General features: G+C 65.8%; 12 protein-coding genes. 4 read left to right on the top strand and 8 right to left on the bottom strand.

Going from position 1 to position 15089, the window contains the following annotated elements:
- Positions 1 to 3 precede the first annotated feature (3 nt).
- Both CN538_RS09660 and CN538_RS09655 read left to right on the top strand, forming a co-directional pair.
- Positions 4 to 870 (top strand): sugar kinase, encoded by an 867-nt coding sequence (locus tag CN538_RS09660; RefSeq protein ID WP_277985139.1) that lies wholly within the window; start codon positions 4 to 6, stop codon positions 868 to 870.
- A 137-nt stretch (positions 871 to 1007) separates the two neighbouring features.
- The gene (locus CN538_RS09655) at positions 1008 to 1421 is read left to right on the top strand and encodes a VOC family protein (RefSeq protein WP_106419289.1); all 414 of its coding nucleotides are present in this window, start codon (positions 1008 to 1010) and stop codon (positions 1419 to 1421) included.
- Positions 1422 to 1437: 16 nt separating this feature from the next.
- Here the strand turns inward: CN538_RS09655 and CN538_RS09650 are convergent, their stop codons facing one another.
- Together CN538_RS09650 and CN538_RS09645 are read right to left on the bottom strand one after the other, a co-directional pair.
- Positions 1438 to 1965, bottom strand: coding sequence for a hypothetical protein (locus CN538_RS09650; RefSeq protein ID WP_106419288.1), 528 nt, complete (start codon positions 1963 to 1965; stop codon positions 1438 to 1440).
- Positions 1952 to 3583 (bottom strand): sodium:solute symporter family protein, encoded by a 1632-nt coding sequence (locus CN538_RS09645; protein ID WP_106419287.1) that lies wholly within the window; start codon positions 3581 to 3583, stop codon positions 1952 to 1954. Before CN538_RS09645 ends, CN538_RS09650 begins: the two co-directional genes overlap by 14 nt.
- A 337-nt stretch (positions 3584 to 3920) precedes the next feature.
- Here CN538_RS09645 and CN538_RS09640 point away from each other — a divergent pair, with 337 nt between their 5' ends.
- A complete protein-coding gene (locus CN538_RS09640) occupies positions 3921 to 4772 on the top strand; it encodes an ATP-grasp domain-containing protein (RefSeq protein ID WP_106419286.1) in 852 nt (283 codons plus the stop codon).
- A gap of 27 nt (positions 4773 to 4799) precedes the next feature.
- On the opposite strand, the gene betT is transcribed toward CN538_RS09640, so the two are convergent.
- From betT to CN538_RS09615, 6 genes are all read right to left on the bottom strand, one after another.
- A complete protein-coding gene (gene betT, locus CN538_RS09635; RefSeq protein ID WP_242495727.1) occupies positions 4800 to 6476 on the bottom strand; it encodes a choline BCCT transporter BetT in 1677 nt (558 codons plus the stop codon).
- Between the two features lie 23 nt (positions 6477 to 6499).
- Entirely contained in the window at positions 6500 to 6856 is a 357-nt protein-coding gene (locus CN538_RS22660; RefSeq protein WP_242495726.1) for a BCCT family transporter, read from the bottom strand.
- Positions 6857 to 7136: 280 nt separating this feature from the next.
- A complete protein-coding gene (locus CN538_RS09630; RefSeq protein WP_106419285.1) occupies positions 7137 to 9191 on the bottom strand; it encodes a choline transporter in 2055 nt (684 codons plus the stop codon).
- A 366-nt stretch (positions 9192 to 9557) separates the two neighbouring features.
- On the bottom strand, positions 9558 to 11513 hold the full coding sequence (locus CN538_RS09625; RefSeq protein WP_106419284.1) for a tripartite tricarboxylate transporter permease: 1956 nt from the start codon (positions 11511 to 11513) through the stop codon (positions 9558 to 9560).
- 39 nt (positions 11514 to 11552) lie between these two features.
- Positions 11553 to 12668: a Bug family tripartite tricarboxylate transporter substrate binding protein gene (locus CN538_RS09620; protein ID WP_242495725.1), complete on the bottom strand. Its 1116-nt coding sequence runs from the start codon at positions 12666 to 12668 to the stop codon at positions 11553 to 11555.
- Positions 12669 to 12738: 70 nt separating this feature from the next.
- Positions 12739 to 13827: a 4-oxalomesaconate tautomerase gene (locus tag CN538_RS09615; RefSeq protein WP_106419283.1), complete on the bottom strand. Its 1089-nt coding sequence runs from the start codon at positions 13825 to 13827 to the stop codon at positions 12739 to 12741.
- Positions 13828 to 14037: 210 nt separating this feature from the next.
- Between CN538_RS09615 and CN538_RS09610 the strand changes: the two genes are divergently transcribed.
- On the top strand, positions 14038 to 14964 hold the full coding sequence (locus CN538_RS09610; RefSeq protein ID WP_106419282.1) for a LysR family transcriptional regulator: 927 nt from the start codon (positions 14038 to 14040) through the stop codon (positions 14962 to 14964).
- Positions 14965 to 15089: the final 125 nt, after the last annotated feature.

Raw genomic sequence — 15089 nt, 5'->3', positions numbered from 1 at the left:
ATCATGTCCGCTGCACCCGCTTTCGATGTTCTCACCTTCGGCGAAGCCATGGCGATGTTCGTGGCCGACGAGGCCGGGCCGCTGGATACCGTCGGTCAATTTCACCGGCGCACCGCCGGCGCCGACACCAATGTCGCCATCGGCCTGGCCCGGCTGGGCTTCGACGTACGCTGGCTCTCCCGGGTCGGGCGCGACCACAACGGCAACTTCCTGCGCCGAGCACTGGAAGCCGAGGGCCTCGACTGCCGCCATCTGATCGAGGACCCAGCGCACGCCACCGGGCTGCTGTTCAAGGCGCGCGCCGAGGGTGGCGCCGACCCCCACGTGGAGTATGTCCGCCGCGGCAGCGCCGCCAGCCATCTGTGCCTCGACGACTGCCGCGAGGTGGCGCTGGAGACCGCTCGCCATCTGCACGCCACCGGCATTCCCCCGGCGCTCTCCGCCACCACCCGCGAGCTCTCGTTCGAGCTGCTCAGCCGCGCCCGCGCCGCGGGGCTGTCGATCTCCTTCGATCCCAACCTGCGCCCCAGCCTGTGGTCCAGTGAGGCGGAGATGAAGCAGACGCTCAACGCGCTGGCGGCCAAGGCCGACATCGTGATGCCCGGGCTCGCCGAGGGACGGCTGCTCACCGGGCGCGACAGCGCCCATGACATCGCCGGGGTCTATCTCGACAGCGGCGCCCAGGCGGTGGTGATCAAGCTCGGCCCCGAGGGCAGCTACTTCCGCACTCGCGAGCATGAAGGCAGCGTCGCCGGCACCCCGGTGACCCAGGTCGTGGATACCGTAGGGGCGGGTGACGGTTTCGCCGTGGGCATCGTCAGCGCCCTCTGGAGGCTCGACTGCCCGCCGCCCTGCACCGCGCCAATCTGATCGGCGCGCGTCAGGTGCAGGTGATCGGCGATATGGAGGGGCTGCCCCGGCGCGATGAACTCGCCGCCATGGAGCGCAGCGGCGAGGCGATCTGAGCGGGCAGCGGCATGAAAACGCTGACACAGGAGGGAACGGGCATGATGCCAGCGCTCAGCGGTATCGATCACATCCATGTATTCGTCGCCGACCGATCCCAGGCCCAGGCCCAGGCGTGGTATGCCGACACGCTGGGGCTAACGCCCGTCGCCGCGTTGGCGTCTTGGTCAAAAGATCCCGAAGGGCCGCTGATCATCGCCGATACATCGCGCAGCGTCTGCCTGTCGCTCTTCGAGCGTCAGCCAGAACGATGCCGCTCGACCATTGCGCTGGGCGTGACCGCAGACGCGTTTCTGCAATGGCGTACTCATCTGCAACGGCATCTCGAGACACCTCCCAAGCTGGTGGACCACCAGCTCTCCTGGTCGCTCTATTTTAGTGACCCCGACGGTAATCCGTTCGAGATCACCTGCTACGACTACGCCACGCTGGCCGCCGACCTAGCCACGGGCTGAAGCCGAATCGCCCCTTTTAGTCGGCACCGGCCCGCGCCTCGGCCTGAAGCGCGGCCAGCACCGCGGGCTTGAGTGCGCCGAGGGGTTCGCCGGAGACCCCACTCAGCACGATCAGCCGCGTCTGGCGCCCCTGGTGGTAGCCCAGCCATAGCGGCAGCCAGAGCCGCTGCAGCGTGGCGGGTTGCACCCGCAGCGACCACAGGCGCGGTTTGGCCAGCCGCTCCCACAGCCACCAGCGCGCAAACGCCTCGGGCGAGGGGCAGCCCGCCTCACGGGTCTCGCCCCCCAGCCGGGTCTCCGCACCTGCCGGCGCATCATACTCCCAGGCGTCGTGGCCCAGCGGCCCGGGCCACAGCAGCGCCCGCGACAGGCCGCGGCGCCCCAGCAGCCAGGCATCCGGCGTCTGCGCCTCATTTGCCGTCAGCGCCACCGCCCATAGCGCCAGCCAGGCCGGTTCAAAGCGCGCGGCCGCGTAGCGCCGCAGCCGCTGGCTCGCCGCCACGCCATCGATCCGGCGGCGTAGATAGCCCTCAGCCATGGGCATGGGCCCAGAGCTGCAGCCCCCCCAGGGCCACCAGCGAGATCACGAACCAGGCCAGCAGGCCGAGACAGCGGGTACGCGTCACGCGGGCATCGCGCCCCAGCGGTGCGGCCGCGGCACTGCGCCGGTGCAGTAGCGCCTGCATGTCCGGTGCGGTCTCTTCCAGCGTCACATCGGCGAGCTGATCACGACTCGGCGCCGGGGCACTGAGGCTGACCGCATAGCCGACCGCCAGCGATACGCCGAGCCCTACCGCATTCTGATAGAGCCAGGAGATCCCCAGATGCGAGGCCGCCCACACCGCGGCCATACCCAGGAGCATGCCCGCCACCGCGCCGCGGCCATTGCTGCGCCGGCTCAACACTGCCAGCAGGAAGACACCGAGCAGGGCGCCGTAGAACCAGGAGCCGATCCGGTTGACCGCTTCGATTACCGGGCCGAGATTGCCGGCGAAGAAGGCGAACAGGGTGGCGTAGAGCCCCCAGAACACGGTGGCCCAGCGCGACGCTTTGAGGTAGTGACCTTCGTCGGCGTCGGGCCTGACGAAACGCGCATAGAAGTCGCGCACGCTCACCGCCGAGAGCGAGTTGAGCGCCGAATCCAGGCTCGACATGGCGGCGGCGAAGACCCCGGCGATCACCAGGCCGGTGATGCCGACCGGGAACGCCTCGACCACATAGCGCGGGAACAGCTCGTTGAGATTCTCCGGCGGGGTCAGCCCGTGCTGCTGGTAGTACGCCGCGAGCATCACCCCGATGAACAGGAACAGCAGCATCTGCGGCACCAGCAGATAGCCGCCGATCAGTAGCGAACGCTGCCCCTCGGCGATGCTCGGACTGGTCAGCACGCGCTGGATCTGGCTCTGATCGGTGCCGAAGTAGGCCACGTGCATGACCACACCACCGATCAGCCCCGCCCATAGCGAGTAGGTCACGGTAGGATCGAGCGACAGATCGAAGGTATCGAACATGCCGTGGGCGGCACCGAAGGCGAAGACGTCGCTCCAGCCGCCGGGTAGGCTCGAGACCATCAGCAGCATGCTGAGAATGGCCCCGAGCCAGAGCACGAACATCTGTATCACGTCGGTCCAGATCACTGCGCTGATGCCACCCAGCACGGTGTAGCCGACCGCGATCACCGCCATCAGTACAATGGTCAGATCGACGCTCCAGCCGGTCACCACGGAGAGCACCAGCGCCGGCGCGTAGAGCACCACGCCGGTGGCCAGACCGCGGGCGATCAGGAACAGCAGCGCCGCCAGTGATCGGGTCAGCGGCCCGAAGCGCCGTTCGAGCAGCTCGTAGATGCTGTAGATGCCGGCGCGATGGAAGATCGGCACCAGCACCACGATAAGCACCGCCATCGCCAGCGGCACGTTGATGAAGGTCACCAGCCGCTCGAGACCGCCTTCGAAGCCCCAGCCCGGCGCGCCGATGAAGGTGATTGCGCTGGCCTGGGTCGCCATTACCGACAGGCCAATCGCCCAGCCGGGAATCCTGCGCCCACCGAGAAAGTAGTCCTGGGTCGTTGCCTGCGACTTGCCGAAGCGGGCCCCGACCCAAGCGATGCCCAGCACGTAGACGACCAGCACGATGCTGTCCCAGACAGTGAAAGCCCCCATGAGCCAATCCTCGCGTTGTTGTTATACGTCGGTGTTATCCGTCGATGTTATATGTCGTCGTTAACCGCCGAGTGGTGAGGTGTCTTTGCAGCGTCTTTTATCGATGACTTCAGCCTAGCATGTCGCCACACCGGCATCGCAACGCCACGTCTCGATAGCCTAGCAGGTACCAGGAAAACCCGGCCCGATGCGGCCCGGGACGATGCGCTGCAGGGCATGGGCACTGTTCGCCGGGGCCTCGAACAAACTCTCGCGCCCCTCTTGCCAAGCGCCAGAAAGCCTCGGATGATGCGCTCCCTCTCCTCTGCTGGCGCGCCTGTCCTCGACGAGGTCTCCGATGCGTTTGATCACTTTCGATGTCTCCCGCACCCTCGGCATGCCGAACGTTCGCTATATCAAACCCGAGCGCATGTTCGATCATCTGGACGAGATCCAGGCCGCCGACTGGCTGCTGTTCCCCAGCTACTGGCAGGTCAACGTGCTGCTGCATGCGCTGCACAAGCGCATCTTTCCCTCCCCGGCGACCTACTATCTGGGGCACGACAAGGTGGAGCAGACCCGTGCTATGCGCGCGGCCTTCCCGCAGCACATTCCGCCCACCGCGATCCAGGCCAATACCGCCTACGGTATCGACGCCGTGGAGGCGGAAATCGGCTATCCGATGATTCTCAAGGAGATTCGCAGCGCCCGCGGCAACGGCGTGCATCTGGTCGAACGGCGTCGCGAGCTCGAGCGCTTCGCCGCGGATAATCCGGTGCTCTACGCCCAGCCCAGGCTACCGATCGATCGCGATCTGCGGATCGTACTGGTGGGGGACCGCATTCTTGCCAGCTACTGGCGGGTGACGCCGTTGGGCGGCTATCGCGCCAACGTCGCCCAGGGTGGCCGGATCGAGCACGAGGACATTCCCGAGGCGGCCATAACGCTGGTAAAGCGGGTGGCGGCGACTTTCCAGATCGACCATGGCGGCTTCGATGTCGCCATGCTCGGCGAGACGCCGATACTGTTCGAGTTCAACCGCCTGTTCGGCACCCAGGGTATCGCCGACGCCGGAAGAGTGACCGGCGCGGCGATGCTCGACTGGTTGGGACGGCGCGAACTCGGCCTGACCGCCCCGGTGCCCGAGGCGGCCGACCTGCCGCCGGCGTGGGAACCGCCGACGGAGACGGCCTGCGACACGCGGCCCTGACGCTGTCAGGACCGCGGATCACTCGCCTCAGGCCGGCGGCTGCTCGGGGCTGTCAGGCATATTGATGCTGCCCGGCTCCTCGCGGTTGAGATGCAGGAACTGCAGGTGGCGCTCGTACTGGTCGAGCATGTCGTCGATCACCTGCTCGCGGGTGTAGCCGGCCAGATCGTAGCCCTGGCTACCTTCGAGCAGATAGACCTCGAGGCGGTAGTAGCGGCTGCTGCTGCGCGGCGTGCGCATGGCGAACGAGGGCGTGGCGAACGGGTGCGTCCAGATCTGATAGGTGAAGTTCTGCTCGCTGCCGAGGTCGACGTAGAGCGACAGATAGTCGTCGTCGTTCTGCGTCCCCTCGTTGATCTGCACCTTCACGCCCTGGCCTTCGAGCTCGTCGCGCACCGCCTCCATCGCCGGGCGTCCGGTCTGCTCGAGGAACTGGCGCGCTTCGTCGCGGGTGGGGAAGGACATCGCCCGCTTGAGCCGCTTGCGCCAGTCGTAACCCGCATCGCGGCCGGCGGCGGACATGCGCCCGGAGAGCGAACCCGAGAGGCTGAGCCGGTGGCTATCCTCCTTGAACGCCTCCACCTTCAGCGCCCGGTAGAGCCCGGCCATCATGAAGAAGAGCACGACCGAGAACGGCAACCCGGTAATCACCACCGCACTCTGCAGCGTGCTCAGCCCCCCGGCGAGCAGCAGCGACAGGGTCAGTACACCGATCACCGCCGACCACAGGATACGCATCCAGATCGGCGCATCGCTGTTGACGTCTTTGAGGATCGAGGTGAAGTTCGACAGCACCAGGGCGCCCGAGTCCCCCGAGGTGACGAAGAACACGATCGCCAACACGCTCACCGCGATGGTGGTGAACACCGGCCACGGGTAGGCCTGCAGGAACAGATAGATGCCCGCCGGCGGGTTGTTCATCACCTGCTGGCCGAAGTCGTGAGCGCCGTTCATCGCCATGTCCAGCGCGCTGTTACCCAGAATCGACATCCAGATCATCATGAAGGCGATCGGCAGGGTCAGAGTGCCGGCGACGAAGGTGCGGATGGTACGCCCACGCGAGATACGCGCCAGGAACAGCCCCACGAACGGACCCCAGGCGATCCACCAGGCCCAGAAGAAGATCGTCCAGGCGTTGAGCCACTCGGTCGGGCGATCGAAGGCGTAGGTATTGAACGACAGCGAGATGAAATCGGAGAGATAGTCGCCGACGTTCATCACCAGCGCGTTGAGCAGGAAGATGGTCTTGCCGGCGAAGAGCACGAACAGCAGCAGCGCGACCGCCAGCAGAATGTTGAACTCCGATAGCCGCCGAATGCCCTCTCCACCCCGGTGACCGCGAGATGTGGCGAACAGCACGAGCATCAGCACTAAAAGGGTCTGGGTCCAGACGCTCTCGGTGATGCCGAACATGAAGTCCAGACCGTAGTTGAGCTGGATCACGCCGATCCCCAGGCTGGCGGCGATGCCGAATACCGTGCCGAGTACCGCGGCGATGTCCACCGCATGGCCGATCGGGCCGTAGATCTTCTTGCCGAAGATCGGATAGAGCGCGCTCGAAATGGTCAGCGGCAGATTGTGGCGATAGCTGAAGAACGCCAGCGACATCCCCACCAGGGTGTAGATACCCCAGCCCGAGATGCCCCAGTGCAGAAAGGTCAGCTCCATGGCGTGGCGCGCCGCCAGCACCTGGTCGCTGGGCACCTGCGGCGACTGGTAGAACTGGGTCAGCGGTTCGGCCAGGGGCGAAGAAGATCACCCCGATGCCGATACCCGCCGAGAACAGCATCGCGACCACGAGAAGATATTGAAGTCTGGCCTGGCGTGTTCTGGCCCGAGGCGGATCTTGCCGAAGCGAGAACCCCCAGGAAAATCACGAAGGCGAGATAGATAACGACGGTGAGAAAGTAGTACCAGCCGAAGGTGTTGGAGATCCATCCCCAGCAGCGCATTGATGATCTCATGGCCTGCTGGGTAGCGACCGCGCCCAGATCGAAAAGGCGACGATGCCGATCACCGAGCCGAAACACGACAGGATTGAGTCGGTCCCGGGCGGGTGAATTATTATCGGTTTGTGTTTGCATACGATATCCATCCGGGTCGAAATGACGTCCGGCGCGTCACGCCCAGAGGGTTTCCCGGGCGACGACGAACCTTCGAACACAGCGCGTTGCTCCCGCTGTCCCTCGCGGGGCGCTGCGATCTTGCTTTGAGTTAAGTCGACTTGGGGCATACCGGCCAGGGCGACTTTCACGCCCGCCCTCCCCGCAGTCAACGCAACCCGGCACCACCTGATGCACTGCCGTACGAGGCGCCCAGAGGCAGTGGCCGCCATCTTCTGGCAAAGGTGGCGGCCGTGGCGGTTCAAGCCGGCGGTTGCTCGGGACTATCGGGCATGGTCACGCTGCCCGGCGCCTCGCGGCTCATGTGCAGGAAGTGGAGATGGCGCTCGTACTGGTCGAGGATGTCCTCGATCACCTGCTCCTGGGTGTAGCCCATCAGGTCGTAACCCTGACTTCCCTCCAGCAGGTAGACCTCCAACCGGTAGTAGTGGGCGTGGCTCTGCGGCGTACGCAGGGCGAACGACGGCGTGGCGAACTGACGCGGCCAGACCTGATAGGTGAAGTTCTGCTCATCACCCAGGGAGACGTTCAGCGCCAGGTGCGGGTCTTCGCCCCCGACCTCCTGCAGCTCGACGCCGACGTCCTGCTGACGCAGCCCCTCGCTGACGGCCTCCATCGCCGGATGCACGGTCTCGTCGAGGAAGCGGCGCGCCTGTTTGGCCCCGGGGAAACTCATCGCCCGCCCCAGACGCTGGTGCAAGCTGCGCGGGTTGCGCCCGCCCGCCTGGGTGCGCCCGGAGAGATGCCCGGAGAGGCTGGCGCGCAGACTGTCCTCCTTGTAGCCCTCGACGCGCAGCGCCTTGAGCAGACCGGCCATCATGAAGAACAGCACGATCGAGAACGGCAGCCCGGTGATCACCACCGCGCTCTGCAGCGCCGAGAGTCCGCCGGCCATCAGCAAGGCTAGGGTTAGCACGCCGATCACCGCCGCCCACAGGATGCGCATCCAGATCGGTGCGTCACTATTGACGTCCTTGAGCCGCGAGGTGAAGTTCGACAGCACCAGCGCGCCGGAATCCCCGGAGGTGACGAAGAACACGATTGCCAGAATGGTGGTGACGATGGTGGTCAGCCCGGTCCACGGCAGCGACTCGAGGAACAGATAGATCGACGAGGCCGGCGTATTCATCGCCGTATCGCCGAAGGCGCTGGCGCCATTCATCACCATGTCGATGGCGCTGTTACCCATGATCGACATCCACGCCATCATGAACGCCAGCGGCAGGATCAGCGTACCGGCGACGAACTCACGGATGGTGCGCCCGCGCGAGATACGCGCCAGGAACAGCCCCACGAACGGCCCCCAGGCGATCCACCAGGCCCAGAAGAACAGTGTCCACGCGTTCAGCCAGTCGGTCGGCGGCGCGAAGGCGTAGGTGTTCATCGATAGATCGATGAAGTGGGAGAAGTAATCGCCGACGTTGAGCACCAGCGCATTGAGCAGGAACAGCGTCTTGCCGCTGAACAGCACGAACAACAGCAGGAGCAGTGCCAGCAGCATGTTGAACTCGGACAGCCGGCGGATGCCCTTCTCCACCCCGGTCGCCGCCGAGACTGTGGCGAAGAACACGATCATGACCACCAGTGCGGCCTGCACCAGCGTATTCTCCGGCACGTTGAACATGTAGTTGAGGCCGAAGTTTAGCTGGATCACCCCAATCCCCAGGCTGGTGGCGATCCCGAACACCGTGCCCAGCACCGCGGCGATATCCACGGTATGGCCGATGGGCCCATCGATGCGCTTGCCGAAGATCGGATAGAGCGCGCTGCGGATGGTCAGCGGCAGGTTGTGGCGGTAGCTGAAGAACGCCAGCGACATCCCCACCAGCGTGTAGATGCCCCAGCCGGAGAGCCCCCAATGGAGAAAGGTGATCTCCATGGCGTGGCGCGCTGCCTGCACCGTGCCGGCTTCACCGCCGGGCGGGGCCAGGAACTGGGTCACCGGCTCGGCGATACAGAAGAACAGCAGGTCGATGCCGATACCCGCCGAGAACAGCATGGCGGCCCAGGAGACCATGTTGAAGTCGGGCTTGGCGTGCTCCGGCCCCAGCTTGATCTTGCCGAAGCGCGACACCCCGATCACGATCACGAAGGCCAGATAGATCACCACGGCCAGGAAGTAGTACCAGCCGAAACTGTCGGAAATCCACCCGAGGATCGCGTTGATCACGCGCCCGGCCGACTCGGTGAAGAGCATGGTCCAGAGCGCGAACAGCACGATCCCGATGGCCGAGCCGTAGAACACTACCGGGTTTAAGCGGTCGCGGCTGGCGTCGTCGGTGTGTTGTGGATGCATGAGCAATCCTCGTCGTTGTAGGAGTACAGCGGCAGTCGAGCGTATCCACGCTCTATGTCAGGCAGTCGGTGGCGAGGCGCGGGAGCGCGCGGCGTGGATCGACGATGACTGCCAAGCAGACGTCACTTGTTTTTATTGATTGACCGTTCAATTAAAATACGACGTTATGCTGCGACTTTCAACCGCACCCCTCGCGCCTTTCCCCGAGGCGTACCGGCACTGAACGCGCCCGGAAGCCATCGCGCTGGGGCCCGCGCGTGGCGCGGCACGCGGTAGTCATCGGCTCCCCCGAACAGGCGTGATGAACCCAAAAAAGCGCCTCCCCGAGCGGGGAGGCGCTTTTGATCACCGCTGCGGCGCGAGCGCTCAGAGACCGAACAGCGCATCCAGCCAGCCACTGGGGTAGTGCAGATTGAGCAGCGCCTGCATGCCGAGCAGAAAGGCAGCGATTCCTGCCGCGATCGCCAGCGCCGTGGCCCAGCGCGCCTTGGCCACGCCGCGCAGGAACGCAAAGGCCATCAGCGTCGCGGCACTGACGAAGCCGAGCAGCGACGCCGCCACCACCAGCCCCAGGAGCCCGGCCAACCACAGTAGCGGCTCGCCCAGTGGCTGCGCCTCCCAGCGCGCGCCGCGCCGCCACGCCTCCAGCGCGCTCAGCGCCGCCCCCGCGGCCATGATCGTGATCGCCAGGCGCGGGAAGATACCGCCGAGGAAGGAGAGCCCGCTGATGTCGTACCAGGACGCCGCGGCCAGCAGCAGAAGCCCCACCACCAGCAGCGTATCGACGCGCCCGAAGGTAGGCACCGCCGGCGGTTGCTGGGGCGAGCTGACCTCGGCGCCCACCGCCAGCGGTTGGCGCCGACGCAGGAGCCGCTTGAACAGCGGCAGCAGCAGCGCCAGTGCGATCATGCCCAGGATGATCAGCACCCCAGGGCGCAGGAACGCCGACATGCCCTGGAACTGCACGCTCTGATAGAAGTAGGTCTCTGCCCCCGGTGCCAGCACGAAACCGATCAGGAACGCCGGTCGCGACCAGCCGGCACGCTTGAACAGCACCCCGACAGCGCCCACCGCCAGCAGCGTGTACCAGTCGCCCAGCGAGCGCGTGGCCTGGTAGGCAGCGAACAGGATCAGCGTGGTGATCACCGGCGCCAGCAGCACGAACGGTATCCGCGTCAGCTGCGCCACCGGCCGCGCCAGCACCAGACACAGCGCCGCCCCCAGGATATTGGCCAGCGCCAGCGACCAGATGATGGTGTAGGTCAGGTCGAGATGGGTGGAGATCATGCTCACCCCCGGCTCCAGGCCGAGCAGCAGCAGGCCACCGAGGAAGATCGCGGCAGTGCCGGAGCCCGGCACGCCGAACAACAGCGTAGGCACCATCGCCCCGCAGGCACAGGCGTTGTTGGCCGACTCCGGCGCGATCACGCCGCGGATATCGCCCTGGCCGAAGTGCTTCTCGCCCTTCGCCGTCCTTGAGGCAAAAGCGTAAGTCAGCCAGTCGACCACCGAGCCCGCCAGCCCCGGGATGGTACCAATGAGGCTACCCATGCCGGCACATTTGGCGACCAGCCCGCGGTTGTCGACCACGTCGCGGATCCCCTGGCGCCAGCCATGCCCCAGCGAGGTACGCTCGCGGGCGATACTGCCGCGCTGGATCAGCAGGTCGATGATCTCCGGCAGGGCGAAGATCGCCAGGCCTACCACGATCAGCGGAATGCCGTCGTAGAGATAGCCTACATCCAGATTGAGACGGAACTCGCCCGTGGCCGGCGCGGTGCCGATCGCCCCGAGCAGCAGCCCCAGGCCACACGCCGCCATGCCCTTGAACTGGCTCTCACCGGAGAGCACCGCGACCATCGCCAGCCCCAGCAGCGTGAGCACGAACAGCTCCGCCGACGAGAACGCCAGTACCAGCGGCCGCGCGACCAGAATGAAGCCGGTCAGTACCACCGCCCCGATCACGCCACCGCACAGCGAAGAGAGAAAGGCACTGGCCAGGGCCCGTGCCGCCTGCCCCTTCTTGGCCAGCGGAAAGCCATCCATCACCGTGGCCTGGGAGGCGCTCGAACCGGGTATCCCCAGCAGCACCGAGGTAAAGGTGTCGCCAGTAGGAATCACTGCCACCATGCCCATCAGCATGCCCAGCGCCAGCCCCGGCGACATGCCATAGAGAAACGGCAGCAGCAGCGCCATGCCGGCGATACCGCCAAGGCCGGGGATGATTCCCACCAGCAGCCCCACCAGCACGCCGAAGCCCATGTAGAGCAGATGGGCGCCGCTGAACACCTCGCCCAGGCTCGTCATCAACGCATCGATCATCGTTGTCTCTCCTTGGCCGGCCTTGACGCCGGCGCTTGATCAGCGCGTGGCAACGCGTACGCCATAGCGTGACTTGAGCCAGTCGATCACCCACTGGCGGCGCACGTCGCTGAGCTGCATGGCAGAATCGAGCTGCTTGGCCGCGACCTCACCTACGACAGGCGTGTAGGGGCCGACCTGATTGCGCGCCGCGGTCAGAAAGTCCTCGCGCTCGGGCAGCGTCGCCGCGGCCTGGCGATAGGCTTTGATCAGCGCCGGCGGCGTGTCCTTGGGCACCAGCAGCAGCTTCTGCAGGGCATAGCCGGAGGCGAAGAACTTGTGGAACACCTGGTAGGCGATGTCGTCGCGGCTATGGCCGGGCTGCGCCAGATAGAGCTCGGAGAAGGTCGGCAGATCGGGGAAGGCAGGGTCACGCTCGATGACGTTGTCGGCATTCATCACTCCGAGCGAGAACAGCGGCACCGCCTTGCCCGCCTCGACTAGCGGGGCGACGTTGCTGAAATAGGCCGAAGTGGTCTGGAAATCGACCCCCGCCTCGCCGCGCTCGAACGCCAGCCGACCTTCGCCTCGGCTGCGCATGCCGAACACCGGCTCCACCTTCAGACCCAGCAGGTCGAAGGCCAGCAGCACCGGCATCTCCAGCCCGGTGGGAGTCTGCATGGCAAACTTGGTCGGCGACTCGCGCAGCGCGGCGAGAATCGTATCCGTATCCTTGCCGTAGCCCGGCTGGGCGTAGATCACGCCGCCGGTGGGCGCGGCGATGATCGGCGTCCACTTGGCGTAGTCGTAACGTACCCGCGGGTCGTCGAGCATGGCCGGGAACTGGGTAGAGGCCGAGGTCACCAGCATCTGTGATCCATCGGCATCGGCGCGAGCAGAGAACAGATTGGTCCCGGTGATGGAGCCGCCACCGGGCACGTTGTCGATCACGATGGTCGGATGCGAGGGCAGCGCTTCACCCATCCAGTGCGACATGAAACGGGCCCAGACGTCGGTACCGCCACCGACCCCGAAGGGAACGGTCCACTCGAGCGTATCGGGCATCGGCACGGGCTCCGCGGCCTGTGCCCCCAGCGGCAGCAGCGCCGCGGCTAGCGCGAAGGCACAGCGGCGGCCAACGCGGGGGAAAAAGGTGTGTGTGCGCTTGGCGTGCATGGCACTTCTCCTCGTTGATGTTGTTGCTGTTATGGCTGTGGTGTCGTCATACCGTCGGCTCGCGCCATGCTCAGCCGATCGCCGCGTCGGGGGCAGGCGTCAGCGTCTCGGGCACGTAGACGCTGCCGCTGAAGAGCCGCCGCGCGGTGCGAATCAGCGAACAGCTCGGCCACGCCTGCTCGGCGGGCCAGCGTGCGATCACCCCGAGCCTGCCACTGGGGTGCTCGAACTCGAGCAAGCCGTCCGCGCTCGGCGCGCCGGCGAGCCCCTGGACCAAACTGCGGCCATCGGCACACGCTAGCGCCAGCCCCACCGCCCCGGTGATCGCCAGCGCCCGATGACAACGCTGCGGCATGAAGTAACGCACGCGCAGCGTGCCGCCAGCGGCGGGGGCGCTGATCAGCACCGGCTTGGGAATCACCCGCTCGCTCACGTCGCCCAGGCCCATGGCCGCACCGGCCTGGCGGCGAATCGACTCCAGCCGCGCCAGCAGTTCGCTGTCGCCATCCAGCGCCTGGGGCGTTTCGTCACCGCGCTTGCCAAGATCGGCGGCGCGTATCAGCACCATCGGCATGGCAGCATCGATGCAGCTCACCTCGACCCCATCGATCGTCTCCACCGGCTTGCCCGTGGGGTAGAGCTTGCCGGTCTTGGCCCCCACCACGTTGCGGAACTCCAGCAGTACCGGCGCGGCACTCCCGGGCACGCCATCGATACGCGTATCACCGACGTAGGTCACCTGCCCGCCCGGCGTGCAGATCTCGGCATCGATCAGGCTGCTGGTGTTGAGATTGCGGATGGTTAGACGGGTGACGTCCCCCGTCGCGGCGACCAGCCCCTGCTCGATGGCGAAGGGCCCCACGGCGCTGAGCATATTGCCGCAGTTGGGGGAGGTATCCACCCGGCGCTGCTCGACCATCACCTGCACGAAGAGATAGTCGACGTCGACCCCCGGCTCGGCGGAAGGCGTGACGATGGCGACCTTGCTGGTCTGCGGATAGCCGCCGCCGATGCCATCGACTTCGAGTTCGTTACCCGACCCCATCAGGGTCAGCAACAGCTCATCGCGTTCCGCAGGATCGCTGGGCAGATCGCGTCCCAGAAAGACCGGCCCCTTGGAGGTGCCGCCGCGCATCAGAACGCAGGGTATGGCTCGCATGACGTGTTCCCTTTCCCGTGACGGCCCTCATGGCCGACAAGTGACGGGGAAGCTCGCATGCTTGAAATCGCCATTCCAATGCCATTATCGTGGCCATTAATGCATATCGCGCATTAATCACAGAAAATCAGATAAGCATTTGATAAAAAACAGAAAAGCATCGGAACCGAAGAGCGGTGACGATCCTGGCGGCGGCGAGACATTCGACTAATGAACTATGAGATTCAGCAGATCCAGGCCTTCCTCAAGGTTGCCGAGCTGGAGAGCTTCCAGGCCGCCGCCGAGGCGCTCAACCTGTCGCAGCCGGCGCTGAGCCGACGCATCCAGAAGCTCGAAGCGGTGCTCGGTACCCCACTGCTGGCGCGCACCACGCGCAAGGTGAGCCTGACCACCGTGGGCCGCGACTTCTTCCCCCAGGCCAAGCGCCTGCTCGACGAGTTCGACCACGCCCTGTTCAACATTCGCGCCCTGGCGGAGAACCGCATCGGCCAGATCACCCTCGCGTGTATCCCCACCGCGGCGTTCTACTTCCTGCCCGCGGTGATCCGCGAGTACAACGCCCGCTACCCCAATATCCGCATCCGCCTGCTCGACCTCAGCGCCAACGATGGCCTCGGCGCCGTGCTCAGCGGCGAGGCCGAGTTCGGCATCAACATGCTCAGCGGGCACCACCCGGACATTCGCTTCACACCCCTGGTGGTCGAGCCCTTCGTGCTGGTGTGCCGCCATGACCACCCGCTGGCCGCCCAAGCGCAGGTGACCTGGAGTGAGCTGAGCGAGCACAAGCTGATCGGTGTGGGCCGGATGAGTGGCAACCGGATGCTGCTCGACCACGAGCTGTCTTCGCTGACCCAGCGCCCGACCTGGTTCTACGAGGTGCAGCATCTCTCGACCTCGCTGGGGATGGTGGAAGCGGGCCTGGGCGTGGCCGCGGTGCCGCGGCTGTCGATGCCGGACGACGAGCACCCGCTGCTGGTACAGCGCCCGCTGGTCGAACCGCTGGTCAAGCGCACGCTAGGCATGGTGCGCCGCCGCGACAGTGCGCTGTCGCCCGCCGCGGAGCGCTTCGTCGAGACACTGCTGCGGCACTGGGACCGCGGCGAAGGGGGCGAAAACGGTGGGCCGATATATCTCTAGGCGTTGATAACGCGGTATGGGAAAGCACAGTACTTTTAGACAGTGCCTAATCTTTAGGCAGACAGTCCCCAAACTTTGGACAGACAGTGCCTGAGCTTTAGATGCGAGTGACATGTCATTCTTTG

Origin of the sequence: Salinicola tamaricis (assembly GCF_003006155.1) — a bacterium.
Lineage (GTDB): Bacteria > Pseudomonadota > Gammaproteobacteria > Pseudomonadales > Halomonadaceae > Salinicola > Salinicola tamaricis.
This window is presented reverse-complemented; position numbering and strand designations above follow the sequence as displayed.

Excerpts from the sequence above, each read along its gene's own strand:
- CN538_RS09660 (WP_277985139.1), top strand. The coding sequence starts at position 4 with ATGTCCGCTGCACCCGCTTTCGATGTTCTCACCTTCGGCGAAGCCATG.
- CN538_RS22660 (WP_242495726.1), bottom strand. The coding sequence starts at position 6,856 with ATGCAAACACAAACCGATAATAATTCACCCGCCCGGGACCGACTCAAT.
- CN538_RS09645 (WP_106419287.1), bottom strand. The coding sequence starts at position 3,583 with ATGGGGGCTTTCACTGTCTGGGACAGCATCGTGCTGGTCGTCTACGTG.
- CN538_RS09655 (WP_106419289.1), top strand. The coding sequence starts at position 1,008 with ATGATGCCAGCGCTCAGCGGTATCGATCACATCCATGTATTCGTCGCC.
- CN538_RS09630 (WP_106419285.1), bottom strand. The coding sequence starts at position 9,191 with ATGCATCCACAACACACCGACGACGCCAGCCGCGACCGCTTAAACCCG.
- CN538_RS09625 (WP_106419284.1), bottom strand. The coding sequence starts at position 11,513 with ATGATCGATGCGTTGATGACGAGCCTGGGCGAGGTGTTCAGCGGCGCC.
- CN538_RS09610 (WP_106419282.1), top strand. The coding sequence starts at position 14,038 with ATGAACTATGAGATTCAGCAGATCCAGGCCTTCCTCAAGGTTGCCGAG.
- CN538_RS09650 (WP_106419288.1), bottom strand. The coding sequence starts at position 1,965 with ATGCCCATGGCTGAGGGCTATCTACGCCGCCGGATCGATGGCGTGGCG.
- CN538_RS09640 (WP_106419286.1), top strand. The coding sequence starts at position 3,921 with ATGCGTTTGATCACTTTCGATGTCTCCCGCACCCTCGGCATGCCGAAC.
- CN538_RS09620 (WP_242495725.1), bottom strand. The coding sequence starts at position 12,668 with ATGCACGCCAAGCGCACACACACCTTTTTCCCCCGCGTTGGCCGCCGC.
- CN538_RS09615 (WP_106419283.1), bottom strand. The coding sequence starts at position 13,827 with ATGCGAGCCATACCCTGCGTTCTGATGCGCGGCGGCACCTCCAAGGGG.